The sequence below is a fragment of the Gloeotrichia echinulata CP02 genome (assembly GCA_038087035.1).
GTDB lineage: Bacteria > Cyanobacteriota > Cyanobacteriia > Cyanobacteriales > Nostocaceae > Gloeotrichia > Gloeotrichia echinulata.
On sequence record CP051187.1, the window covers coordinates 5,742,850 to 5,767,787 of the forward strand.

Annotated in this window: 26 protein-coding genes; 12 read left to right on the forward strand and 14 right to left on the reverse strand. The window is 41.4% G+C overall.

Annotated features, from left to right (window positions below; all coding sequences use genetic code 11):
- Window positions 1-261: 261 nt before the first annotated feature.
- Genes HEQ19_25450 through HEQ19_25460 form a run of 3 tightly spaced genes read right to left on the reverse strand, consistent with a single transcriptional unit; the run spans window position 262 to window position 2,610 of the window.
- Window positions 262-1,026, reverse strand: coding sequence for an ABC transporter ATP-binding protein (locus HEQ19_25450; GenBank protein ID WYM02334.1), 765 nt, complete (start codon window positions 1,024-1,026; stop codon window positions 262-264).
- A 14-nt stretch (window positions 1,027-1,040) separates the two neighbouring features.
- The gene (locus HEQ19_25455) at window positions 1,041-1,694 is read right to left on the reverse strand and encodes an energy-coupling factor transporter transmembrane protein EcfT (protein ID WYM02335.1); all 654 of its coding nucleotides are present in this window, start codon (window positions 1,692-1,694) and stop codon (window positions 1,041-1,043) included.
- Entirely contained in the window at window positions 1,687-2,610 is a 924-nt protein-coding gene (locus tag HEQ19_25460) for an energy-coupling factor ABC transporter permease (GenBank protein ID WYM02336.1), read from the reverse strand. The genes HEQ19_25455 and HEQ19_25460 overlap by 8 nt, the downstream gene beginning before the upstream one ends.
- A 602-nt stretch (window positions 2,611-3,212) precedes the next feature.
- Between HEQ19_25460 and HEQ19_25465 the strand changes: the two genes are divergently transcribed.
- The 6 genes from HEQ19_25465 to HEQ19_25490 all read left to right on the forward strand — a co-directional run bounded on the left by HEQ19_25465 (window position 3,213) and on the right by HEQ19_25490 (window position 8,470).
- Window positions 3,213-4,208, forward strand: coding sequence for a multicopper oxidase domain-containing protein (locus HEQ19_25465; GenBank protein ID WYM02337.1), 996 nt, complete (start codon window positions 3,213-3,215; stop codon window positions 4,206-4,208).
- A gap of 78 nt (window positions 4,209-4,286) precedes the next feature.
- Window positions 4,287-4,583, forward strand: coding sequence for a hypothetical protein (locus HEQ19_25470; protein WYM02338.1), 297 nt, complete (start codon window positions 4,287-4,289; stop codon window positions 4,581-4,583).
- A gap of 179 nt (window positions 4,584-4,762) precedes the next feature.
- Window positions 4,763-5,806, forward strand: coding sequence for a helix-hairpin-helix domain-containing protein (locus HEQ19_25475; protein ID WYM03614.1), 1,044 nt, complete (start codon window positions 4,763-4,765; stop codon window positions 5,804-5,806).
- A gap of 179 nt (window positions 5,807-5,985) precedes the next feature.
- Window positions 5,986-6,420 carry a ferritin-like domain-containing protein gene (locus tag HEQ19_25480; GenBank protein WYM02339.1) on the forward strand — a complete coding sequence of 145 codons (435 nt, stop codon included), beginning with the start codon at window positions 5,986-5,988 and terminating at the stop codon, window positions 6,418-6,420.
- A gap of 87 nt (window positions 6,421-6,507) precedes the next feature.
- Window positions 6,508-7,449 (forward strand): FTR1 family protein, encoded by a 942-nt coding sequence (locus HEQ19_25485; GenBank protein WYM02340.1) that lies wholly within the window; start codon window positions 6,508-6,510, stop codon window positions 7,447-7,449.
- Window positions 7,450-8,038: 589 nt separating this feature from the next.
- Complete coding sequence (locus HEQ19_25490) at window positions 8,039-8,470, forward strand: ferritin-like domain-containing protein (GenBank protein ID WYM02341.1); 432 nt, start codon at window positions 8,039-8,041, stop codon at window positions 8,468-8,470.
- Window positions 8,471-9,060: 590 nt separating this feature from the next.
- Here the strand turns inward: HEQ19_25490 and HEQ19_25495 are convergent.
- The 7 genes from HEQ19_25495 to cofH form a co-directional block, all read right to left on the reverse strand.
- Complete coding sequence (locus HEQ19_25495; GenBank protein ID WYM02342.1) at window positions 9,061-9,339, reverse strand: hypothetical protein; 279 nt, start codon at window positions 9,337-9,339, stop codon at window positions 9,061-9,063.
- The gene (locus tag HEQ19_25500) at window positions 9,305-10,804 is read right to left on the reverse strand and encodes a family 10 glycosylhydrolase (GenBank protein WYM03615.1); all 1,500 of its coding nucleotides are present in this window, start codon (window positions 10,802-10,804) and stop codon (window positions 9,305-9,307) included. Before HEQ19_25500 ends, HEQ19_25495 begins: the two co-directional genes overlap by 35 nt.
- Before the next feature lie 14 nt (window positions 10,805-10,818).
- Entirely contained in the window at window positions 10,819-12,003 is a 1,185-nt protein-coding gene (locus HEQ19_25505; protein WYM02343.1) for a transposase, read from the reverse strand.
- A 367-nt stretch (window positions 12,004-12,370) separates the two neighbouring features.
- A complete protein-coding gene (locus HEQ19_25510) occupies window positions 12,371-12,784 on the reverse strand; it encodes a hypothetical protein (protein WYM02344.1) in 414 nt (137 codons plus the stop codon).
- Window positions 12,785-12,789: 5 nt separating this feature from the next.
- On the reverse strand, window positions 12,790-13,011 hold the full coding sequence (locus HEQ19_25515) for a hypothetical protein (protein WYM02345.1): 222 nt from the start codon (window positions 13,009-13,011) through the stop codon (window positions 12,790-12,792).
- 208 nt (window positions 13,012-13,219) lie between these two features.
- A complete protein-coding gene (gene psb27 / locus HEQ19_25520) occupies window positions 13,220-13,618 on the reverse strand; it encodes a photosystem II protein Psb27 (protein WYM02346.1) in 399 nt (132 codons plus the stop codon).
- Between the two features lie 78 nt (window positions 13,619-13,696).
- A complete protein-coding gene (cofH, locus tag HEQ19_25525) occupies window positions 13,697-14,839 on the reverse strand; it encodes a 7,8-didemethyl-8-hydroxy-5-deazariboflavin synthase subunit CofH (protein ID WYM02347.1) in 1,143 nt (380 codons plus the stop codon).
- 1,454 nt (window positions 14,840-16,293) lie between these two features.
- On the opposite strand from cofH, the gene HEQ19_25530 reads away from it, so the two are divergent.
- Window positions 16,294-17,517, forward strand: a complete 1,224-nt coding sequence (locus tag HEQ19_25530; protein ID WYM02348.1) for a glycosyltransferase — start codon at window positions 16,294-16,296, stop codon at window positions 17,515-17,517.
- Window positions 17,518-17,568: 51 nt separating this feature from the next.
- On the opposite strand, the gene HEQ19_25535 is transcribed toward HEQ19_25530, so the two are convergent.
- Window positions 17,569-18,768, reverse strand: a complete 1,200-nt coding sequence (locus HEQ19_25535) for a transposase (GenBank protein ID WYM03616.2) — start codon at window positions 18,766-18,768, stop codon at window positions 17,569-17,571.
- A 60-nt stretch (window positions 18,769-18,828) separates the two neighbouring features.
- Between HEQ19_25535 and HEQ19_25540 the strand changes: the two genes are divergently transcribed.
- Both HEQ19_25540 and HEQ19_25545 read left to right on the forward strand, forming a co-directional pair.
- Window positions 18,829-18,984: a hypothetical protein gene (locus HEQ19_25540; protein ID WYM02349.1), complete on the forward strand. Its 156-nt coding sequence runs from the start codon at window positions 18,829-18,831 to the stop codon at window positions 18,982-18,984.
- Between the two features lie 219 nt (window positions 18,985-19,203).
- Window positions 19,204-20,937 carry a glycosyltransferase gene (locus tag HEQ19_25545; protein ID WYM02350.1) on the forward strand — a complete coding sequence of 578 codons (1,734 nt, stop codon included), beginning with the start codon at window positions 19,204-19,206 and terminating at the stop codon, window positions 20,935-20,937.
- 57 nt (window positions 20,938-20,994) lie between these two features.
- On the opposite strand, the gene HEQ19_25550 is transcribed toward HEQ19_25545, so the two are convergent.
- Complete coding sequence (locus HEQ19_25550) at window positions 20,995-21,603, reverse strand: DUF3318 domain-containing protein (protein ID WYM02351.1); 609 nt, start codon at window positions 21,601-21,603, stop codon at window positions 20,995-20,997.
- Between the two features lie 379 nt (window positions 21,604-21,982).
- On the opposite strand from HEQ19_25550, the gene HEQ19_25555 reads away from it, so the two are divergent.
- The 3 genes from HEQ19_25555 (at window position 21,983) to HEQ19_25565 (ending at window position 23,589) form a co-directional block, all read left to right on the forward strand.
- A complete protein-coding gene (locus tag HEQ19_25555; protein ID WYM02352.1) occupies window positions 21,983-22,354 on the forward strand; it encodes a transposase in 372 nt (123 codons plus the stop codon).
- Window positions 22,317-22,826: a transposase gene (locus HEQ19_25560; GenBank protein WYM02353.2), complete on the forward strand. Its 510-nt coding sequence runs from the start codon at window positions 22,317-22,319 to the stop codon at window positions 22,824-22,826. Before HEQ19_25555 ends, HEQ19_25560 begins: the two co-directional genes overlap by 38 nt.
- Window positions 22,827-23,196: 370 nt before the next feature.
- On the forward strand, window positions 23,197-23,589 hold the full coding sequence (locus tag HEQ19_25565; protein WYM02354.1) for a hypothetical protein: 393 nt from the start codon (window positions 23,197-23,199) through the stop codon (window positions 23,587-23,589).
- Here HEQ19_25565 and HEQ19_25570 read toward each other — a convergent pair.
- Both HEQ19_25570 and HEQ19_31340 read right to left on the reverse strand, forming a co-directional pair.
- A complete protein-coding gene (locus HEQ19_25570) occupies window positions 23,578-24,402 on the reverse strand; it encodes an ISL3 family transposase (protein ID WZI67015.1) in 825 nt (274 codons plus the stop codon). The genes HEQ19_25565 and HEQ19_25570 overlap by 12 nt on opposite strands.
- A 9-nt stretch (window positions 24,403-24,411) precedes the next feature.
- Entirely contained in the window at window positions 24,412-24,783 is a 372-nt protein-coding gene (locus HEQ19_31340) for a transposase family protein (protein ID WZI67016.1), read from the reverse strand.
- Window positions 24,784-24,938: the final 155 nt, after the last annotated feature.

Below are 24,938 nucleotides of genomic sequence, written 5' to 3' on the forward strand. Positions count from 1 at the left end.
AGTACCGAATTATTGACATACTGCCACCCCTATTAGGATACCGCTAACGAATAGGAGACGACACCTGTTTTATCAGCTATGTGAGGACAATTATGGGTAGGGGCGCAAGGCCTTGCGCCCCGGAAGATCATCGTTTGACGCCAAAAACCCTCATTTTCCCGTCCTATGATGGGTTAAACCCACCATTCGCCACCAGTATCTGATAGAGGTAGGGGACTTAGGCCTTGCGCCCCGGAAGATCATCGTTTGACGCCAAAAACATTACCAACCTACTGGTAAACCCAGCTTTTCTAAGGTCTCCCCATCTCGTAAAAGTGGCTGAATTTCCCGATTGATGGGAATATAACCATCAGCAAGCACTAACGCACGTTGAGTAACTTTGCCTAACCAATTGAGGTCATGGGAGGCGATTAACATCACCTGCACTGGCAATTTTAATAACACGTGGGCTAAGTGACGACGCCATGCGGGATCAAGTCCGTTAGTTGGCTCATCTAATATCAAAATTGCTGGTTTTAGGGCTAAAATCGCGGCTAGGGCGGCTAGGCGTCTTTGTCCTCCAGAAAGTTCGTGGGCGGAACGGTTGGCGTAGGCTTCTAGTCCAAAATCAGCTAATAACTCCCGCGCTTGCTCAATTGCTACTGCTGGTGGTACTCCATAATTGCGTGGTCCAAAGGTAACATCTTCTAAGATGGTTGGCATAAATAATTGATCGTTGGCGTCTTGAAAGCTAAAGCCAATTTGACGACGCACTTGGGGTAAGGTTTTCGGTTCTACGGGAAGACCATTAATCAAAATTTTCCCGGTTTGCGGTTGTTTTAAGCCAATCAGGTTCTCTAGCAAGGTGCTTTTTCCCGAACCTGTTGCTCCCATTAACGCCACGCGATCGCCTGGGTTTAAGCTAAAAGAAATATCGCGTAGTACTGGTTTTTGATTGGCATAGGCATAGAATAAATTTTGAACTTCGACCACAGCAGGGTGCGGGTTACTCTTTGGAGTTTGGGGATGAGATGTTAAAGATTTCAAGATTTACAACTAGGTTAAATTCTGTAAGAAGTTACGGTTAAACCAGTAGCGATCGCACAAGCTGTTAACACGAGAATCCGGTCTTTGAGTCTTAATGATGCATCTACCGGTAACTCTCCGTGATAACCTCGTGTTATCATTGCTGCGTAAACTCTTTCTGCCCTATCGAGACTGCGGAGGTACAAGGCGCCAATCATCGCTGCACTAGCGTAGCGCACCCAGCCGGCGGCACCGTTAAGACCTCGTAATTGAGCGCTGCGCTGCATTCTTGTAACTTCCGCCAGCAAAATTTCCATGTATTGACCAGTCAAAAGCAGGTTTTGTTTTAGCGCGGCTGGTACTGGTAAACTTTTGAGGGCAATACCGAAGCTATGGGGCGGTAAAGTTAACAAAAAACTATTCATCGTTATCAGACAAACGACAGAGCGCACTAACAAAAAACTAGCACGCTCCCATCCCAAGGGTAACGCTAGCAATGAGAGAAAAATCAATTCTGTACCCAGTAATGTGCCAATTTGGCGAATTTTGACGCGCAATAGTACCGCCCACAAAAGTGCGATCGCGCCATATGCACCCAAGCAAAGCCAAGCATGATGCTTTAATAAAGCTGCTCCCACTACAATCACTAGGGAAAGTTGCAAGCGTAATGGCAAAGAAATTTTAAGCATTCTTCGGTTTCACCACCTTCGCAATCCCAAAGGCTACAGTAAAGCAAACCGTGGCTCCTATTAGTCCAGCAATCGAGGTACCAATTGCTCCCAAATCTTGAATACCATAGTCAGCTAGGGGCGTCGGTACCACCACCCGCACTTTCTCGGATAAGCCAATAAAGCCTATGTTTTCGGCAACTTTTTCTAAACCATCAGGCCATGCTGACGCAAACAGTGACAATACACCTGCAACTAGGACAATGCTAACAATCGGCACCAACCACCCCCGAAACTTTTGCTGTTCTCCTGGTAACAAATCTGGTCTGGCTTTGGTTAAGTAAGTCAACACACTGCCGGTAATCAGTCCTTCACCAATGCCAATCAAAATATGAGTCCCTGTCATTGCTGGTAAAACTATGGCTACTGGTGCTGTTCCAGAAAGGGCTAACTCAATGGCACAAGCTATAGATGCTACTACTACACTAATACCAGCCGCAATCCCAGCAGCTAGGGGTAAACGCCCTTGTGATCCGCCAAATAGCCGCTGTAAGGTTTGAGTTAATACCCAGCCTACCCAAACACCAACTACCGCCATGTTCAAAATATTCGCCCCTAGGGCTGTGATCCCACCATCGGCAAACAACACAGCTTGGATAATTAAAACTGTGGCAATGGATAATGTACCTGCCCAAGGGCTACCCAAAACGGTCACTGCTAAGGTTCCTCCTAACAAGTGACCACTGGTGCCTCCTGCTACAGGAAAATTTATCATCTGGGCGGCAAAAATAAAGGCTGTGGTTAAGCCTAGTATCGGTGCGTGACGATTTCCCAAGGCTTCTTGCGATCGCCTCAACGCAATACTGAGTGCTGCAACGCTAATCACACTGGTAGCTGCTGCCACTGGAACAGAAACAAACCCATCAGGAATATGCATTCTTTGCTCCGTTATTTATTGTGTTTTTTAGCACAAACCAATCGATGTAACTACGGCATCTCTTTAATAAGAAACAAAATTTTTATCCTTTTTGCAATGCCCTGTTGGGGGATTTTCTCGTGCTACTTCTGGCAGATTGCTCCTCAAATATACGTGAGATATTATACAACTATACAATTTTTCTGATTATATGAAGTTTTGTTAATTTTCTTTTTAGATTCGGTGTTTTTGCGCTGCCTCATTCTCAATACTGCGTAGGTTAAGGAATTTCTTGGTTGAAGCAAGCTCTTGGAGCAGGGGGAGAAATGGAGGCTGGCGTTGAGTTTTGCCTCCCCTGCAAATCCTACGCAGTATTGGCCTCATTCTTGGTGACTTTTCTCCATGCCCCATCCCCCTGGTGATTGGAGTTTTTTATAACTTAATTCAAAGTAAATTTACTTAAAATAAATAATAAAAGTGGGGAAGTTATCAGAGATATCTGCCTTTAAATAGGGGCTAAAAAGTATTTGAGAATTATTGACAATAATTAAGGAGTCCGATAGTATACACAAAAGTAATTGCAAATCTTTTGCAATTCTGTTGTTGAGCGCTAACCGTAAGTCATGCCCAAAAACTTCGCTCTGGGGAAAGAAATACTTTGGAGTCGCCGTCAAATGCTGACACTGGGTTTAGCAGGCGGTGGTGTGACGGCTGCAGCGGCGCTTTGGCAGATTTTGAATGTACAAAGTAAGTCAATAGTCAGGATACCACCACCAGAGATGGAAGCACCTAGCAACGTTGTTAATCCAATGAAGGTGCTAAGGGATTTTGATTACGGGACATTGAAGCGAGAAAATGGGCGCACTATCCGAGAATTTCGGATTACGGCTGGAAATTCTACGATTCAACTCAATAGTGCAGTCTCTTTCAACGCCTGGAATTTTAATAATCGCGTACCCGGTCCAACACTCAGAGCAAAACAGGGCGATCGCGTCCGAGTGTTGTTTCTCAACCAGGGGGGGCATTCCCATTCAATGCATTTTCATGGTATTCATCGTTCAGAAATGGATGGTGTTCGCCCAGTGCGTCATGGTTCAGCTACTGTTTATGAGTTTGACGTAGCACCTTTTGGTGTTCACTTGTATCATTGCCATACGGAACCTGTCACTCGTCATATCGGCAAGGGATTATACGGAATGTTTATCATCGATCCGCCTACTCCCCGTCCACCAGCTGATGAAATGGTGTTGATTATGGCTGGTTATGACGTAAATGAAGACAGACACAACGAATTTTATGCTTTTAACGGCGTGCCACACCACTACATGCATCACCCGATTCAGATCTACCAAAATCAGTTGATTCGGCTATATGTCCTCAACATGATTGAATTTGATCCGGCAGTGACCTTTCATATTCATGGTAACTTTTTTGAGTTATATCGCAGTGGTATGACGATGAAACCCAGTGAAAAAGCTGATGTAGTGACAATGGGGACAGCAGAACGCCACATCTTAGAATTTGCCTATACCTATCCCGGTAAGTATATGTTTCATCCTCATCAAGATGCGATCGCCGAAAACGGTTGTATGGGTCAATTTGAAGTTTTGAATTCATGAAAAAGGGATTGCACTTCTGGTGCGGACGCTACGCGAACGGCTCCGCTCTGTTACCAGGGATTAGGGATTGCACTTCTGGTGCGGACGCTACGCGAACGGCTCCGCTCTGTTACCAGGGATTGCACTTCTGGTGCGGACGCTACGCGAACGGCTCCGCTCTGTTACCAGGGATTAGGGATTGCACTTCTGGTGCGGACGCTACGCGAACGGCTCCGCTCTGTTACCAGGGATTGCACTTCTGGTGCGGACGCTACGCGAACGGCTCCGCTCTGTTACCAGGGATTGGGGATTGGATTAATTTACTCATTACTCATTACTCATTACTCATTACTCATTACTATTGGGGATTGGGGAGTAGTTCTTTTAGCTTATTAGACAGAAATTGGATACTAAATTCAAAAAAATTATTAAATTATCTGGAAAAGTTTTCCTACTAGTTGACAAAAAATGTCATTATATGGAACAGTCAAATCTAGGACATAGCGTCAAACCAAGTGCTGATAGTAGTTTTAAATCTTGCCATCGCTACCGTTAAAATCTTGCCAGGAGCAAACATGAGAAAATTTCGTTATATTTGTTTAAGTATTGCTACTGCCGCAATAGTTACTCTCAGCGCCTGTAACAGTACGCCAACCACAGAAAATACATCCGTGCCTGGTGGCAATTCCAGCCCTCAGATTACAGAAGCTGTGAGTCATAACAATCACAATAATCACGGTAGTAAAGGCAAAATTAATATTAATAATGCTATCTTGTCAGAGTTGGATAAATTGGAAGCCAAGCTAGGTGTGCCAGCATTATCGAACAAAATCCAGGCTAATCGTCCCTACGCCAGTCCCGAAGATTTAGTCAGCAAAAAAGTAATTACCCCCCAACAGCTTGACCAAATTAAAGACTTGGTATCTATTGAGGAACAGGTGCTTACAGGTGAAGCAAAAGATGTTGACTATATGACCAAGTTAGGCTTAATGAAAGGACATCTTTTAGTAGCAAAAGAACTGCTAGAGCAGAATCAGCCGAAACAAGCCGAACCTCATATAGGACATCCAGTTGAAGAGATATATGTTGATATAGAAGAGCAATTAAATGAGCGCAAAGTGAAAGAATTTAAGACAACTTTGGTGAGTTTGCAAGATTTAGTGAAATCTAATCCCAAGAATGCCACAGTTAAAACTAACTTTGTGGCTTCAGTACAGGCTATTGATGGAGCGATCGCCACTTTACCAGATGCTCAACGCTCGAAACCAGGATTTGTGCTACAGGTGATTAATGAGTTGCTAGATGCAGCTACCTCAGAATATGGAGCCGCGATCGCCAATGGTAAAATCTCTGCAGCGATTGAATATCAAGACTCTCGTGGCTTTGTAGTCTACGTCAATGAGTTATATAAAGGAATTGCTAGCCAAGTAGCTCAAACAAATCCCAAAGCACATAAAGAAATTAATACTACTTTGGCTGAATTGACAAAAGTTTGGCCTGCTGCTATACCCCCAGCGACACCAGTAAAAACTCCTGAAGATGTTACCAAACTGGTGAAAACCATTGAACAAAACTCTCAAATAGTGATTGAAAAATCCAGCACCCAAGCACAAAGATAATATTTTGGGATGATTGGATATGCAAAGGAAGGATTTAAAATAAGTGAGAAGTGAGGAAATAGTTAGAAGTTAAGAATCTAGATAGCCTGTTTTTTGAATACCTGAAAACAGTATAACTCCTAACTTATTACTCATAACTCATCATCCGACCTTTGTAATTTTGCTTAACTTAACAACTGATGCAAGATCTTGACCACCAAAAAACCATTGACCTCCTGAACGCCATCATGGAATTTGAACTAGCGGGGGTAGTGCGCTACACACATTATTCCCTCATGGTGACAGGTCAAAACCGCATTCCCATTGTGGCTTTTTTCAAAGCACAAGCGAGTGAATCTCTACTTCATGCTCAACAAGTGGGAGAAATTCTGACAGGTTTAGATGGACATCCTTCCCTGAAAATCTCCCCAATGGAAGAAACTTATCAGCATTCAGTCAAGGATATCTTGGCAGAAAGCTTATCTCATGAAAAAAAGGCGTTAGATTTGTATAAAAATCTCCTAGAAACCGTTACAAATGCTAGCATCTATCTAGAAGAATTCGCTCGTGGCATGATTGGTCAAGAAGAGATGCATAATCTCGAATTGAAAAAGATGTTACGCGATTTTAGTTAATAGTCATTAGTCATTAGTCATTTGTCATTAGCCAAACTTTTGACACTTGACTTTTGACACTTGACACTTGCCTCTTTACTAATAAAAATGAATTTTACTACTGCCTTACCTACTTTTGTCATCACACTCCGAGAAGGAGTAGAAGCCGCCTTAGTTGTAGGAATTGTATTGGCTTTGCTAAAAAAAGCCAAACAATCACAACTTAATTCTTGGGTATATGCTGGTGTCGGCGTTGGCATTGTTGTCAGTGCTATGATAGGTGTGCTGTTTAGTTGGATAATTCAAGTTTTAGGAGCGGTTAATCCTCAATACACCTCAGTTGTTGAACCCATGCTTGAAGGTGTATTTAGCGTGTTAGCAATTGCAATGCTCAGTTGGATGCTCATCTGGATGACTAAACAAGCCAGATTTATGAAAGCTCAAGTTGAGGGAGCGCTAACAGAAACACTGACACAAAATTCAAATGCTGGTTGGGGCGTTTTTACTTTAATTTTAGTTGCTGTTGTCCGCGAAGGCTTTGAAACTGTTCTGTTCGTCGCTGCTAATTTTCAACAGGGATTAGCACCAGCTTTAGGTGCTATTGGTGGTTTAGTAGCAGCAGCGGGCATTGGGGTACTCTTATTTAAAGTGGGTGTGAAAATTAATATCCGCCAATTTTTCCAGGTGATGGGCGTTTTATTGGTTTTAATTGTTGCCGGCTTGGTAGTATCTGGCTTGAAACATTTTGATGATGGTATAGCTAACCTCGCCCTCAGCAATCGCGCCTCAGAAAGTCTTTGTTTTTATTATGAACGCTTTGCTAAACTCCACTCTTGTATTTTAGGACCCCTAGTTTCCAATACCTCCAACATTTTACCTGACGACCAGTTTCCCGGCATTATTCTCAAATCTTTGTTTGGCTACAGAGATAATATATATCTCCTGCAAGCAGTAGCATATATTGTGTTTTTACTAACCATTGGCGGTATTTATTTGGGCAGTATTACAGGTAGTTCTACTCAACCCATAAAGAAGCAGCGAGTGAGTTAAAAACCAATTAATTCTGTGAAGAAATAGAAACCAATATAGGAATATGGTTTTATTTTTGAACAGAACTAAGTGTTAGTATCTGTAGGGTGGGCATCGCCCACCATATCCAAATACAGGTAAAATCAAATATAACCTTTCAAAAAGTTAAAAAAATATCAGTAATTATTATATAATAAATTTGAGAGGATGTTTGAAGAGTCTCTTCCAATACCTTAATTTCTTGCATATTTCCTTAAATTCCTCTCAAGGGAGTTCCAAAAAATAAATTATCCCAAATTATTTGTATATTTGTAGGGGCGCAAGGCCTTGCGCCCTCAACGCCTTGCGCCCTGGAGATGGGATATTTTTCAATTGGAAGTCCCTAAAAGGGGCAAAAAAAGCGATATGGAAGTTCCTCCTACTTTATTGTCATCGAAACAGATAAATGGGTGCAATCTCAGGAAGTTGCAAAAGCCAAGATTACCTCCAGTAGATAGTCTTAGTATTTGGATTGTGCAAAAGATTCAAAGACAAAACTTGATGTGAGTAATTCTTGGTTACGAAGCGACAATGCTGGACAACTAAACTAAAATCTTGAAACAACCCACTGATGAAAGAATCTAACCACAACATTACTCTTAACCTGCTGCAAACCATCATGGAATTTGAATTAGCAGGAGTAGTCCGCTACACTCACTATTCTTTGGTAGTAAATAGTTCCTACAACACTTTGATTGTGGATTTTCTCAAAGAGCAAGCAAGTGAGTCACTCAATCATGCTCAAAAAGTGGGAGAAATGCTCACTAGTTTAGATGGATACCCTAGACCTCGTATTGCTTTAATTGAAGATAGTGAAAAATACTCGGTCAAAGATGTTTTGATAGGAAGTCTAGCTCATGAAAAAAAAGCTCTGGAACTTTATAAACAATTGTTATTAAATGCTAAGAATACCAACGATAAGCTAGAAGAGTTTGCTCGGAACATGATTGAAGAAGAAGGAAGCCACCACATACAATTAGAAGAAATGATCCGGGATTTATAAACTTTTAATTCGTATCTAACATAAACCCAGCACCTCGGTTTCTTCAACAAACCGGGGTTATTGCACAGTGAACTACCCTGACATGACGCTGCTGGCGAATAGGGTGCAAAAAAAAACGAGTAAAGACGTAAGTCAAAATTCCTCAAGGAATATATGACCGTCCTACTCGTCATTATCTATACAAGGTTTATTGAGAAATGCTTTATTTAATATAGAGTAATCATCGGCAAAAGTCTTGTTTACTGTGTAACAAATATGATGATTCGCCAGATTGCTATTAATAATATTATTTTTATTTATAGCGCGTAAAACCCCATCCCCAAACATCGGGACACTAAACTGCAAGCAAGCCGATTGTCGCCTCATAATCATTATCATTGCTATTTAACTAGGACTTACGCATTGACAGTAAACACCAAATATGCTGGAGAAACACATCGAAAGTAGGGGTTTAGCAATGCTAAACCCTGCATAGCGTGGATCTATTTACCATCAACGTAATGATTAATCAAAGCCTGAAAGTCAGGATTTTGATAAATGCACACAATGATTAATTTGTACAGTGCGTAAGTCCTATTAACTTTATTATCTTAATTTTTGATTTTTTTGAGTAATTTGTTCTTTGGAAGTCCCTTAAGCCGAAGCCCAGTCCCCAGTCCCCAGTCCCCAGTCCCCAGCGATGCACTGAGCTTGCCGAAGTGTCCCCAGTCCCCAGTCCCCAGTCCCCAGCGATGCACTGAGCTTGCCGAAGTGTCCCCAGTCCCCAGTCCCCAGTCCCCAGCGATGCACTGAGCTTGCCGAAGTGTCCCCAGTCCCCAGTCCCCAGTCCCCAGTCTATTGAGGGCGACAGAATTTGCGATCGCTATCATCTCCTGGTTCTTGCCAAGAATAGGCAAAATGGCTGACTCCTTTGAGTTGGGGAGCAAATTGCTGCAGTGCTTGCATTTGTACTTCTAGTGGGGGACGATTACTGACTGATTCTCCCCATTTGCCGGCTAAAGCTGGAATCACCTGTGTACCCGGTTTTGCCATGCTCAAAACCCGCTGTACTTGCGCTACAATACAACTAACGTTACCACAATTGCCATAAGACATCGGATGCCATTCTAGGGAACTAGGGAATCGATCCCAAGGTTGTAAGCGCGAATCATACCCTTGTCCTACAGTTTGGTTTCCTTCAGGGAAAAACACCACTCCGGCGGGAATACCTTGCTGCTGTGCTGGGTAACTGGCCAAGTTGACAAAATCTAAGATACCTTGCATTGCATGGGCTACGGAAAGTTGCCACAATTCCAATTGCAAAAGTGGTTGTTTGTCAATAGCACTCAAGATGGATTTTTGTCCTGGTTGTGGTGTCCGACCTTGCCAAAGGGGTTCAACTTCAAGAGGATAAAGTAGATCGACTTCCTCTATATCTCCTGTGGTGACGTATCCTTTGCTCAAAAAGCGGCGAATCAAGTCTAAGCCTTTGTTATTGCGTGCGCGTTGGAATAAAGCTGATTGGGTGGCGTCACTAAATAGCCATAAATCTGTAACTTTGGTGGCGATGGAATCACTTCCGGCTTGTCTTGGATAGCGCACATAGTCAAATAGTAACCCATCCGGGCGACGACGCACGACTTCTTGTACCATTTGGTAGTAGTCGCGTTTGGCTTGTAGGTTATAGGGGTCAATAAATACTTGGTTGCCATTATCTACAACATATAAGCTTGTTTGTCCCTTGCCATTCCGGGCGATCGCCCCTTCTCGATCTCGACGCAGGGCGTAGCTATAGCCGAAATTTGTAGTAAACATCCAGGCGTAGACCTTTAAACCCCGTTCTCGCCCTTTTTGAATCGCTGCTGCCAGCATATCAAATTTTCCACTACCTCGGCTGCGAATCACCGCCGGCCAAACCGTGGGATTAGCTCCATTAGGCAATAGTACCTGCCCACTATAAAATACTTCTAAATAAACTTGGTTATAGCCACGGTTGACAATTCGATCCATAATTTGGTCAATTGCTCCGGGTTGAACGTCACAGGGATACAAGCGTAACCAAATAGCTTGAGTTTGTGGCCAAGTACGATTACGGCATTCTTGTACTTCTTGCGCGTGTTTTTTTAACAGTTGCTGGTAGAGGATCTGAGCATCTTTTTCACCTTGTAGTGCTAACAAGCGTAACTTTTCTTTTCTTTGCGCTGCTGCTGGTGATAACTGGCAATATTCTGTTACTTGCGCCCCTGCTGGTTGGCTACCAAAGTTGGGAATCAATAAAATACTACTAAAAATGACAGCAAATATGCGTCGGTAAAATAAAATTGGTTTGGCAACGTTAAAGGGACGGATAGACATACTTGTTGACATACTCACTCCGCTTGAAGGGCAGTGATTCTTGACGGCTCACAGCAACTAGCTACCGAAGTAGTCTGACAGTCGCTCCCCGTCCATTTTAGGTCGTGCCGATGCCCCATGCCGACCATTTCTATATTTCTAGATGCGTTTTCATCCCTTTCCTGCTCAGTACCGCAACTTAAACAAAGAATTGAGCGCACAGAAAGGTCAATTTTACCCCAACGAAAACCACAGCATGAGCATACTTGGCTAGTAGGTTGCCACCTATCTATTACGCGAAAATCACGGTTAAACTTTTGCGATTTAGCGGCGCATTGGTTTCTAAATTCTCGCCATCCCTGCAAACTAATTACCCTAGATAGCTGACGATTTTTGACCATTCCTGATACGTTTAAATCTTCCAAAACAATTACTTGGTTGTCGTTAACTATTTTGGTTGATAGCTTATGTAAAAAGTCTTTTCTAGTATCATCCATGCGGTTGTGTAGTTTAGCTATCCTTATGCGAGTTCTATTTCTCCTTTTTGAGTCTTTTTGCTGACGTGCTAATTTTCGCTGCAATTTACGAATCTTGCGGTCATGCTTTGAGTAGCTAGGGCTTAAAGCTTTTTCACCATTACTCATTACAGCAAAAGTTTTTATACCTAAGTCAATACCTATGCTTTGGTTTTTAGCAGTAGTAACATTGGGTTCAACTTCTACTACAAAGCTAAGAAAATAGCGATTGGCACAATCTTTAATTACTGTGACTGAGCTAGGTTCAGAAGGTAAATCTCTTGACCATATTGGTTTAATTGTCCCAATTTTAGCTAAATAAACTTCTCCATCTTTCACAGAAAAACCTGCTTTGGTAAATTCTGCTGATTGTGAGTTAGTTTTCTTCTTGAATCTAGGCGTACCAACCTTTTTCCCTTTTCGCTTACCTTTAAGAGAATTGAAAAAGTTTTTGTAAGCAGTATCTAAATGTCTAAGAGACTGTTGCAATGGTACTGAAGCAACATCAGATAGCCATTTTCTTTCATCAGTCTTTTTAGATTGGGTAAGCATTGCCGAGAGTTTATTATATCCTGGCAGTTTTTCAGATTGCTTACAGAACGCTAAAGCATCATTCCAAACAACCCGAACACACCCAAACAACTGGGCTAAATTCTGCCGTTGTTGCTCTGCTGGATAGAATCTGTACTGATACCTAGCTTTCATATCAAGCCTCGTCCTTAAGGACGGGGTTTTGTTAGTAGGATTGGTCTGTTAAAGTATTCTACATTGGTCAGTCGAAAATAAATATAGAAGTCGGAAAAAATTATCAACTAGTCCACAGGTTAACATCGTCTAACTGACTGCTAACGACAAAACTAAATTCAGTGAGTTTCCCATAATTAAGTTCTAGAAGATACTCATGCTCTAGCCCAATTTACTGCTAGTTGGCTTGATAGTCAATGACCGAAAATCAATGATATTGCGTCGCATTCAGACATGGGGATAAGCGTCTAGACGAATTCATTCGCCATCTAAACGCTATACAAAATGCGATACCATGAGAGATATCGCAGAAAACGTAGTGTTAATTTTATGACAAAACATCGGCTAAAGCAGCGATCGCTGTCTCTCTAGCCTTAATTTTGTCCAGGTATTCTTGGGCTGTGGCCTCCCCTTTATGCTTTTTCAGACACAGATACTCATTTAGGGGTGCATAGTAAAGAATTACCAACGCTTCATAACAGGACTCTGGGGATGTGTAAACTTCCCATGTTCGCAGGGTGAATGTGTCTGCTTCGTCTCCGTCGCTATTTCTTACATAAGCGAAATATTTGCCGGACTGGCTTCTAACGTCCTTTTCTAAGTCCTTGATGTAGCTATCAAGAGAGATATCACCACATCCTCCCCCAGACAAAGATAGATATGGTGCGTTAGGTAGCGGCTGTGAAATTGCTTTCACCCTGGGAGGATCTCCCGACCAAGCATTTTTTACGATCTCGTTCATCGCGACTAGCCCCAGAATTTAAATTTACAATTCCAGGTATTATCGTCTTTTGTTGGCTCCACGTCTGATTCAACTGCGTCATACTGCGAAGCTTCTTCCCTGCATTTTTCCCTAGCCTCTTGCTCGTTTTTACCCTGAACACGAATCTGTTCTTCCTGCAAAGTTGCTTGATCATCGGGTAAGTAATCACCCATTTCATTTGCAGTACTTCTAGACCACCAAGGCATCTTAAATACTCCTAGTTAGTTAAAAAATATTTTTTTGAAGCGATAAGCTTTCACGCTTTTAAATTACATAGTTACTCATGAGGTTTGTCAAGAGTCAAAAGTTAAAAATTAAGGTGAATCTAGACTTGGGACTTTTGACAGCCTTGAGTAATTAATGTGCAAATGAGATGCGCTACAACTTATCACTTCAATTTTATCAAGTCGTCAGTTAAGCACCACGTTTCAGCGCTGTCTCTACCTGTTGTAACTCTTTTTCTAGACGAGTTTTGAGTTTTTCTGGTACGGGACGATTAGGATAGGAAGTATAATGTCCCGCTAGAGAATTGAGGGCTGTGCGTATGGTTGTAAAGGAACTAAGAGTGGAAACAGAGTTACCCCGCTGGTAGCGAGCTGAAAAGTCATTAATTTTTTGACGCACGTCTGCTTGAATTTCAGCTTTGTTTGGCGAATCTTGTGATAAATTAAGAGCATTTCTCATGCTGGTGATTACAGTCAAAGTGTCTTGACGATAATCCCCTGTCAAACTATCTGGACTGCCAGAACAACCCATCAGACCAAGGGTTACAACTAAAACCAGGGCAAGCAGACGCGACCAATAACGTTTCATAAGCATTTCTAAAACAACCTATAAATCAACGTCCATCCTATCCTGGATTGGTATCCTGGGGATCATGAGAGTGACGAGTTAGGAGTCAACCGTCAATTGATAAAGAGTATTCCTTTGTTGGTAAGGTCTTCCTAGGGAGGCGATCGCAGTTTGTAGGGTTTCTACTTCCATACAGGTACCACCATTAGCTCCAGCCATTGTCGATATATGTTCTTCCATTAAGGTGCCACCAATATCGTTACAACCCCAGACTAAGGCTTCTGTTGCTCCCGCTAGTCCTAGTTTGACCCAACTGGGCTGATGGTTGGGTATCCAATTTCCTAGAAAAATCCGCGCTACAGCGCCGATTAACAGCGCATCTGTCAAAATTGGTTGTTCATTTCCGACACGACGACGTAAGGGTTTAGGCGCTTCTTGTGCGACGAATGGTAATAAAATAAATTCAGTGATTCTCGCTGGATAACCTTGATTTACGGCGGTTTGTTGGAGCGATCGCAATTTTTCTAAATGCTCTATTTGCTGTTCTGGTGTTTCAATATGCCCAGATAGCATGGTGCTAGTGCTATGCAAGCCTAATTTATGGGCTGTACTGACAATTTCTAGCCAAGTAGCTGTGTCAATTTTTTCTGGACATAGTATCCGTCTTACCGCATCATTCAATACTTCGGCTGCTGTTCCTGGCATTGAACCCACCCCAGCATCTCGCAAAGCACCAATTACATCAGTATACTCAAGTCCGTCAATTCTGGCGATAAATTGCACTTCCTGGGGTGAAAATGCGTGTAAGTGGATGTGGGGAAATTCCTGTTTGATGGTTTCTACTAGCTTCAAGTAATAAGCCAAAGATTTACCGTTGATCTGTGCTTGTGGATTCAATCCCCCCTGCATACATATTTCCGTTGCACCGCGCCCCACTGCATCTGTAGTCTTTTCTAAAATTTGTGCCCAATCTAACCAGTAAGCCCCGGCATCTCCATCATCTCGACGGAATGCACAAAAACTACAGTGCTGCTCACAAATGTTAGTAAAGTTAATATTGCGGTTAATTACGTAAGTGACGGTATCGCCTGCTTGAGTATAGCGGAGTTTGTCAGCTGTGGCGCGAATGGCGGCGATCGCCTCTGGGTCTGTTTGTTTTAACAATACCACTCCCTCTGCGGGCGATATATCATACCCCATCAGGGCACGGTTCAGAATTGCATCAACAGTTTTAAGCTTCACAGGGCATTAGTGACAACCAAGTTACTTCTATTATTTTGGCAGGAAACTGTACTATAGCAGTCATAAATAATTTGGTTGACTGTTAACAGTCACTACTGATATTTTTTATAACTCAATTATGATCAATAAATAACAGGAAACTGCGCGTATACAAAGACCTCACCCTTGCTACTGACAAAATTCCCGATCCGTGGGTGGCTATCTTTAATAATTTATTATGTGGAATCAGCTTGATTACTTAGTACTCGCATAACAGCATGTTGCTGATTTTACCAAAATCTGTTTTCAGCTTATCTGTTGTTTTTTTTTCAAAATAAGTATATTTTACCTAGCTATTATTAATCAAATTAGTTTAAGCTGGGAATGTTAAATAACTACCATTAAATCAGTATTGTATACCAGATTTAATTCATCACATTTCTATTTTTTTTGAAAAAATAAAAATGGTTGATTAGGGATTGTTTCCTGGGTTTTATTTATTTTTTTATCAGAACTTTTTGTAAAAAAGCAACATGCAGCAAAATTTAATTTAAGTTGAGATATTAGAATACTTACTTGACTTTTGTATTTATTTGCTATTGCGTGGAATATGCCTTAATACTGCGTAGGTTTTACCCAATTTATTGCTCATAGCTAAAGTAGGAGCGCAAGGCCTTGCGCCCCTACAAAGCTTAATTGGTAATCTTTTAAGCTATAAATTTGTTTCCCTGCTCAAAATCTACACAGTATTGGAATGTACCTTGATATATATCTTGCATATTATCTGGGTAACTTGGATTACCAAAGATTTTCGCTTACTAGCTTGGCATTTTCTTTATCTGTTCATTAATTCAGACATGATCCGAAATATATATTTTTTTGGTTAAATTATTGGTTTTAGTATGTTTTGTAATAGTCAAATAGAGTAACAAATTATATACAGAATTTTTAGCAAGATTATGAATAATTCACGGCTGATAAAATCTAATTATGTAACCAAAATTACTTATCCTCTGTGAGGGTTTTTCGAGTTTTGCTATAACTTGTTCACAACAAGATACTTTTCTAGTAAATCCTACTCTGGTTAGATAGTAGCGATCCTGTTTGGTCTATTTTAGATACAGAAGCGGCAAAAGAAAGGGAAAGACAGAAAATTCAACAAGTTTTATCATCGCAGTTTCAGCTAATAAAAACTGAAAAGCTTTCGGGTACTATGTCTCTAGATAACTTTACCATCAGACTCTATACGCAGTCTCATAGTAATTCGTAATTATGTTATAGATAATGAAAACTCCAATATAAAATCAATCCAACCAATGCAAAATTAATGTATAGCGGTTTGCTATTAGCTGAAAAGAAGGATTAATTAACTGCGAATTGCCGCAGATAAATATGTAACTTATTCTCTAAAAGCCGCTATATTAAATCTTGAAGATTGCCATATATTCTTTCACCAATTGTATTTATTTGACTCCATGAGTAACAGTTACCCTAATTCCTTGTTATTAGAACCTACCGGCATTTTACAAATTCCTGCATTGTCTCCTAGTAGTGTGGATATTGGTGCTGGCATTCTTCTTTCTTTAGTAATTCCTACTTACAAAGAGCGTGAGAATATTGAGAAGGTTGTCAGGATATTGAGCCAGTTACTTGATGAGTCGATTCCAGGGGACTATGAATTGATTGTAGTAGATGATGATAGTCCAGACCGTACTTGGGAAGTAGCACAATCGCTCATCGAAGAATACCCGCAGTTAGGGGTGATGCGACGCCAACAGGAACGGGGATTGTCCTCAGCGGTGATTAGGGGCTGGCAAGTAGCCAAGGGAAGTATTTTAGGGGTAATCGATGGGGATTTGCAACATCCCCCAGAGGTGTTGACGCAACTGTTGCGTGAGATGATACAGGGAGCAGATTTGGCTGTAGCCAGCCGTCATGTGGAAGGCGGTGGTGTTAGTAGTTGGAGTATTGTCAGGCGGATTTTGTCCCGTGGCGCCCAGGTTTTGGGATTGATGATTTTACCAGGGGTACTGGGGAGAGTGACTGACCCGATGAGTGGTTATTTTATGGTGCGTCGGAGTGCGATCGCCGATGCAATACTCAATCCAGTAGGATATAAAATTCTCTTAGAGATCATCGGACGCGGTAAGGTGCGGGAAATCGCTGAAGTTGGTTATGTTTTCTGTGAGCGTAAACAGGGTGAAAGTAAGGTGACATGGAAGCAATATGTGGAATATATACACCACTTATTGCGGTTGCGTCTTTCCACAGGTTTTTTAGGGAAGTTCCCCGTCGGTCGATTCCTCCGCTTTGGTTTGGTGGGTCTGAGTGGGGTATTTGTGGATATGGTGATACTTTACTTGCTCAGTGATCCGACAACCTTGGCTTTACCCCTGACTCGCAGCAAAATTATCGCTGGGGAAATTGCTATTTTCAATAATTTCTTGTGGAATGATGCTTGGACTTTTGCGGATGTCACCATGAAGCAGCAAGAATGGCGTCATCGTGTGAAGCGCTTTTTGAAATTTAATATTATTTGTCTTGCGGGATTGGGGTTAAATGTGCTGGTGTTGAATCTCTTATTCAATTTCCTGAGATATAATCAGTACATTGCTAACCTGATTGCGATCGCAATTGCTACTATCTGGAATTTTTCAGTTAATTTGAAACTGAGTTGGCGCGTAACTGATGTTAATTGACACTCCCCGACCTAAAGGTACGGGGATTCTAATTTCTTCCTAGTTACTTGCTCAGTCAGGCTTTCGCCAGAAAGAGTAGAGGGCATCTAGTCCATTAGCGTTACTTCGGGACTGCCCGTCCCTAGCTTGTTTTGCATCGCGGAGCGTGTCGGAGACAAGATTTAAAATATTAATTGCCGCGTTTTCATCCCTATGCAAACTACATCCACAACTACAAACATGGGTGCGAGTTGATAGAGATTTTTTCACAATTACACCACAGCTTGAACATTTTTGTGAGGTGTAATGAGGTGGTACAGCAACCGCTAGCCGTCCAAATTTACCAGCAAAATATTCAATCCATTGTCTAAATATTGACCAGCTAACATCACTAATTGACTTAGCTAAACAATGGTTTTTGAGTAGATTACGCACTTGAAGGTTTTCATAGGCTACTAAGTCGTTAGACTTGCACACGTTACGCGCCATTCTTTTAGCGTGTTCATTCCGTTGCCTACTTATTCTTAAATGTTTTCTGGCAAATATAGCTCTAGCTTTTTTACGTCCTGATGAACCTTTTTTCTTTTTGTAAATACGCCTTTGAGAGTGTTTAACTGCTTTCTCGGCTTTTTTTAAGAACTTTGGATTCGGTTCTTGATGCCCGTTTGAGTCAGTGTAAAAGCTCTCTAACCCTACGTCTAAGCCAACCTCATTACCTGTCGATGGTTGAATATCTGCAGCTTCAACATCAATACAAAATTGACAGTAATAGCCATCAGCACGGCGTATTAATCTAACGCGCTTAATTGACTTGACAGGGTAGGTTTGGATATCCCATTTACCCAACAATTTCAACTCACCAATTCCCTTTTTATCGGTAATGGTGATGCGTCGTTTAACCGGGTTTAACTTCCATCCAGAGGTTTTGTATTCTACTGAACGGTTATCATGCTGGAATTGTGGATATCCTTTCTTGCCAGATACCTTCTTTTTACAATTCTCGTAGAATCTCGATATGGAAAGCCATGCTCTTTCTGCTGAAGCTTGCACAGCCATTGAGTTTAAATTAGCTACAAACTGAAATTCGTTGCGTAGTTCTGTTGAGTATTTGTTTAATGAATACCCGTTGAGTTTTGCCTCCCTTGGCGCATCCATCCAATATCTTAAACACTTGTTTCTGACAAATTGGGTAGTTTTTATTGCTGACTCAATTGCTAAATATTGAAGTTTTTTAGCTTTAACTTTGTACTCTAGAACTAGCAACTTAATCACCTCCTTGTTTTTATTTATTATCTTTATGCTAACATATTTGTGACGCCAACGGGGGGCAAGATGAAAAATAAAAGATTAAATGTGCGACTAACTGACAAGCGCTACTACAAGTTAGTAATGCTATCTACGCAGATAGATAGGACTATCAGCAGTCTTGTAGATGAATGGATAGATTCTTTACCAGAACCAAAAAATCAGAACATCACTGAGCGGTAAACCGCTTCTGGCAGCTTTCATCCCTTGCCTGTTCGCGCAGCGTCTCCCCTTCTCCCAAAGGGAGAGGCTAACGCCAAGGGAGAAGTACGGAATACGGCGCGGTGCGCCTGTTCCTCAAGGGTTTTGGGCCTGCCTTCCTTATAATCACAATAACAGTTGAGTGTTAAAGGTTAATGGTTATGATTGAATGTTTTTTATTTGGAATTTTCTAAATTCAAAATGTCAAGTCTAACCATTCCTCTCCAAAAGTCTCGCTGGCTTCACCTGTGGTTGCTGTGGTTGTGGTTAATTATCGGTATTGGGTTACGTCTAGCCAACTTGACGGACAAACCTCCTTGGACTGATGAGTTTTCTACCTTGGTGTTTAGCTTGGGGAATAGTTTTTTGTCAGTACCCCTAGATCAAGCGATCGCTCCTGATGTCCTTTTGCAACCCCTACAACCACAACCCACCGCTGATATCCAAGAGTTATGGGCACACTTGAGTCATGAAACTAATCACCCCCCATTATACTTTGTGCTGGCTCACTGGTGGATGCAATTATTTCCGACACAACAGGGTTTAGTCTCTTTATGGGGGGCGCGATCGCTGGCTGCATTTTTTGGTGTCGCATCGATTCCAGCTATTTATGCTTTAAGTTGGCTTTCCTTTCGCTCTGTGTTAGTTAGTCATTTAGCCGCTGCTATGATGGCAGTGTCACCCTATGGCATTTTTCTCTCTCAAGAAGCGCGTCATTACACCTTGGCAATTTTATGGGTAATTGCTTCCCTAGCCTGCTTGGTATTTGCTGTCCGTCACATCGAAAACCGCACACAGTTACCTATTTGGCTTGTACTCTCTTGGGTGGGAATTAATGCTTTAGGTATTGCTACTCACTACTTCTTCATCCTGACGATTTGTACCGAAGCCCTGGTTTTAGTTTTTCTGGTGAGACTTCAAACTCACATTAGTAGCAAAAATTCTCCACCCATTCTCTCATACCCTTCCTGGAATCGTCTCTATGCCGTTGCTGTTGGTAGTTTTGTCACGTTTGTGGTTTGGATTCCGGTATTTTCACACAACCGTTACGGTAGTAAATTAACGGAATGGATACAGCATCCACTGTCAGGATTTACTTGGTTAAAACCAATTTTTCAAGTTTTAGCCGCCTGGACTACAATGTTTTGTTTACCACCAGTGGAAGCACCGCAGTTAGTGGTTGTGATTCTCTCTGGGTTGGTAATGTTGATTTTCTTGATTTGGGCGATACCGATTCTGATTCGTGGGTTCAAAGTTCAACTACAGCAACCTGAAACCCGTTCCATGACTCAGTTGTTTGCTGGGATAGTGGTAGCAGCGATCGCCTTATTTTTTGTTTTTACATACTTTCTTGGTATTAATCTCACAAGGGGCGCCCGCTATAATTTTGTTTATTTTCCCGCTGTTATAGTTTTATTAGGAGCAAGTCTCGCAGTTTCTTGGCGTCTACCGCAGGACGTAACCAGAAGATGGAAAATCACCAGCAAAAAAGCCGTGATGCTAATTTGGCTGATGGGATTTGTGAGCGCCGTTACGGTCATCTCGAATCTGGGTTATCAAAAATACTACCGTCCTGACCTGTTAGTGCAACTAATTCAACAAACATCTAAAGTACCAGTGCTGATTGCTACAACTCAACAAACCCATGTGCAGATTGGCGAAATGATGGGAATAGGGAGGGAATTGAAAATGCAAAATGTAAAATTCCCATTTTCTCTGTTTCTCCTGGCGCATCAAGACGAAGACCCCAATATTCCCACCATTACTTTGCAAAATACGTTAAAAGATTTTCCCCGACCCCTGGATTTATGGTTAGTGAACTTTCAAGCCACCGAGCCAGAGGAAGTGAAAAACTGTGTTGTTGACACTCAATCTTTACCAGCAATCAACGGCTATGAATACAAAATTTATCACTGTCATCTAGCTGGAAAATAGGGACTGGGGATTGGGGACACTTCGGCAAGCTCAGTGCATCGCTGGGGACTGGGATTGTTAAATGCTTTTGTGAGTTTTTGGGACACCCACAGGTGACAAACCAGCGATCGCCTGTAAGTTTTGGGAACGGATCAACTCGGTAAAATTTAAACCAGAACGTGCTTCTATTTTGGCTACCGACTCAATCGCAGATAACAAATGTGCTGCAGCTTCAGCTTCTGAGTAACCGCGCCGCTGTGCTACGCGAATGGCTGCTATATCAGCATTTAAGTCTGACTCTTGAGATTTGTTACTCCGCCAGATGCGAAGTGCGGCGATCGCACTTAATCCCCCGGCGATCGCCACACCCACGATATCCGACTGTGCTGATTCTATTAATCCGCCCAATAGCCCCGCCACGACCACACCTTGATAGATATCGGGTTTAAACCACTTCACCCCCGTCAACCAGCTAACCGTTTGCAATAGCAGCAAGTCTCGTTGTGGTTTCGTCAAGCGACCCCACAGATCGAAATTAATATATATTGGTCGCTCTCGATTCCACGGCAATGGAAAGGAAGCCTCAATTACCTTCGCCTGTTCTGCTTTACTGACAATTTTTGTGGTCATGCGACTAGAAGCAGGCATTATATCTAATAAACGGCGAATTTCAACCTTTGGCTCCATAAATTTAATTATTTAATAATTAGCCCAACTATGTTTATTGGAAGGTTTATTGGAAGTCGGCGGGAAACTCCATCCCAAGAGTGGGTGGAGAGGGACAGCCGCCCGCCGACTTTGGGCATAGGGCATAGGGCATTGGTCGCTTTTCTCCATGCCCCATGCCCCATGCCCCATGCCCCATGCCCCATGCCCCATGCCCTAAAACTCCATCCCGCAAGTGGCGTGGAGTTTTTTATTAGGTCAATTGCAGTTGCAAGAATCAACCTCTACAAACTACCATTTTTGACGCTCTCCGCCCTAAAAGTGCGGAGATTCTTGAACCTATCCCACTAATATAAGAATATGGTAATCTACTTCTCAATAGAGTTGAGCGTATGGTGTGATGGCCGGACGTTTTGAAGGATTGAGCGATCTGGAATGGAAGTTATTTGAGGATATGTTTCCCAAGGAGCCAGAAAAGCGTGGCAAAGGAATGCCTCATGTCCCGTATCGCTATGTATTAAATAGTCTGCTGTATATTTTGATTACTGGGTGTCGATGGTGTGATCTACCACAGGGGGATAGATGGGCATCAAAAAGCTCTTCCCATCGATGGTTAAAGCGGTGGCGTGAAGACGGAACATTGGAGCATTTACAAGCGCGTGTCTTAGCGATGCCTGCGGCGGGCTACGCCTACGCAGATGAAAAAGGACTAATAAATTGGGAGTTTGGCGCGGTTGACGGGTCTTTTTCCCCCTGGAAAGGGTGGTGGTGAAGAGGTTGCTTATGGTGGCAAAGGCAAAGGTATTCTAATTCACACTCTTACTGAGGGTAATGGAATGCCCTTAGCGAACTCTACAACTGCCGCTAACGGTAGTGAAAGAGAACAAGTATTACCTTTGCTTGACAAGGTAAAATTAAAAACTTTGAGGCGGGGTAGACCACGTAAGCGAATCAAGGTGCTGGCTGCTGACAAAGGTTACGACTCAAAGCAAAAACGCGCTGACTTACGCAAACGAGGTATTCGTCCTCAAATCCCGAAACGAGTTTGGAAAACCAAGAAAAACAGAGGAAGACCAATCAAAATCTCTGTTCCTAGATTTCAGCAAGAGCGGTGTTTTGCTTGGTATCAGCGAAAATACCGCCGTCTCGTCGGAATATGGGAACGTCAAAAAGTTTACTTTGACGCATTCATTGACCTTGCTACAATCCACATCTGGATTAACAAAATATTATTAGTGGGATAGATTCTTTTAAGTTGTCACCAATGATCTCGGCTCAACGTCTACGCCATTGCACAGAACCATCTTTACCAAAAGTATATCTTTAGAAAGTTTTATTTGAGGTGCAGTTAGATAACTTGATTATTATCAAGGTTAAATTAATCGACTCTTCGGCTTAATTTTATGGAATCGAATAAAAAATAAAACTTAATTATAGGCTGCGTTCCTTACTATGAATGGATTTTAAAGTTTGGAGATTTCCTATAAACCTTCAATTTTAATGCCGCACCATAAAAGCAATGCAAGAACCAATTAACCGTTACTTAAAAACAACCAGTATAAAATTATTCAACATAAAAAATCTTTAAAATTGACGGGTCACATAGGGGGCAGCATGACAAGTGAATCCACTGTTAAACTCACTATTGCTTTAAACGAACCGGACTCAGACGAAGAGAGACTAGATCAGATAACTCGAAATCTGCTGCGAGAAATCAAAGAATTTGATGGTGTCGAACAAGCTAGCTTAGTAGAAGTTGGAGAAATACCAGAAGGAGCTAAGAGTATTGGAAGCATTCTCATAGGTATTCTGAATGCTGAGGTGAGTTTCACAAGTTTCAAAACTTTCATGGGGTTTTTGTGGGAGCGTCTTGCAGGCAACACCGTGGAACTAGAAGTTGAAGCTAACGGTAAAAAACTGAAAGTAAAAGCTAGTAGCCGACAAGAATTATTAGCAGCAATTCAGGCAGCAGAACAATTTGTGGCTCTTGCGTACTTAGCGTGCTAAATTGATAGGATAATGCCAAGAAAGTAAAGCTCTAATCTCAAAATTACGAAAGTTTCTAAATCCAAATCCACTTCGCTTTATTAACTTCAGTTTATTATTTATTCCTTCTACTACTCCACTGGTAGTCCTTCGTTCAAAATATCCGACTATTTCTCCAAACCACCGTTTAATTGTCTGCACACTTCTTTGATAATATGGTTCAGCTTTTTTTAACCAATTGATTAATTCTAGCGTTCCCGTTACCACATTTTTATTGTCTTCAAATAAATTGTGAAAATCTTCTTTTAATGAATGCATTCTAGCTATTAAAGGAGAAGCTTGTTTAATTCTATTTAATTTATCTTTTTGCTTTTCGGTGAGCTTATTCTCGGCTTTTAGAATTGTAAATTTATTTCCTTTTAAACTTTCAAATACTTTTTTTCTTTCCGGGGCATTTAACTCAGATGCTATTTTATTTTCTGCTATCCTAGCTCGATTTAATTCTTCATGTACTAATTTAGTAACATGGAACCTATCTACCGTTACAAGGGCGTTTGGACAAATCTTCTCAATTAAAGATTTATAATTGCCTGTCATATCAATACTTACTTCTTCTATTTGTGACAAAACTTTTTCTCCCCACATTCTCATGGTTTTTTTGATTTCAATTTGTTTTCTTTCTTTTACTAAACCTATCAATTTACCTGAATCTATATCTACTAGCACGACAATAAATTTTCCTTGTCCTTTGACCAAACTAATTTCATCTATTCCTAATCTTCTTAAATCTTTGACATCTATTGGCATCACATTTTTAGCTACATCTTCAAGCATTGATATGACTTATTCATTAGTTAGTCCATTATTTCTTGCCACATTACTTACATTACTATTAATCACTTGTTTGATAATATATTCCGCATATCGGTATGTATACCTCTTTCTTGCTCCTAGAAAATCTAGCTTTTCATTAAATGTTTTTCGGCATTTTTTACACTTGAATCTTCGTCTATTGACATTCAGTATTACTTCAAAATCCCCCATCGGTAAATCTTTCACTAAACATTTTTGATTTTGATGTAAATGTCTTGAGTTTTGACCACAGTGTGGGCACGATGCACTTTTCGCTTTTTTACCTACTGATAGAATTAGGACTTGACCCTCTTGTAGGCTTGATTCTACTAATACTTCAGGCAAATTTAGGAGTTGAGTCATTATTCGTTTCATAATTTATTTTATTAAACATTATTAAAAAATATCTTAACATTTTAGCACGCTAAGTAACCAAGAACCCAAGATTCTGCTGTTTAATACACCATATCCAGACGATCCAAAACTTAGATATCGAAAAGAAGTTGAACGTTGTGCCA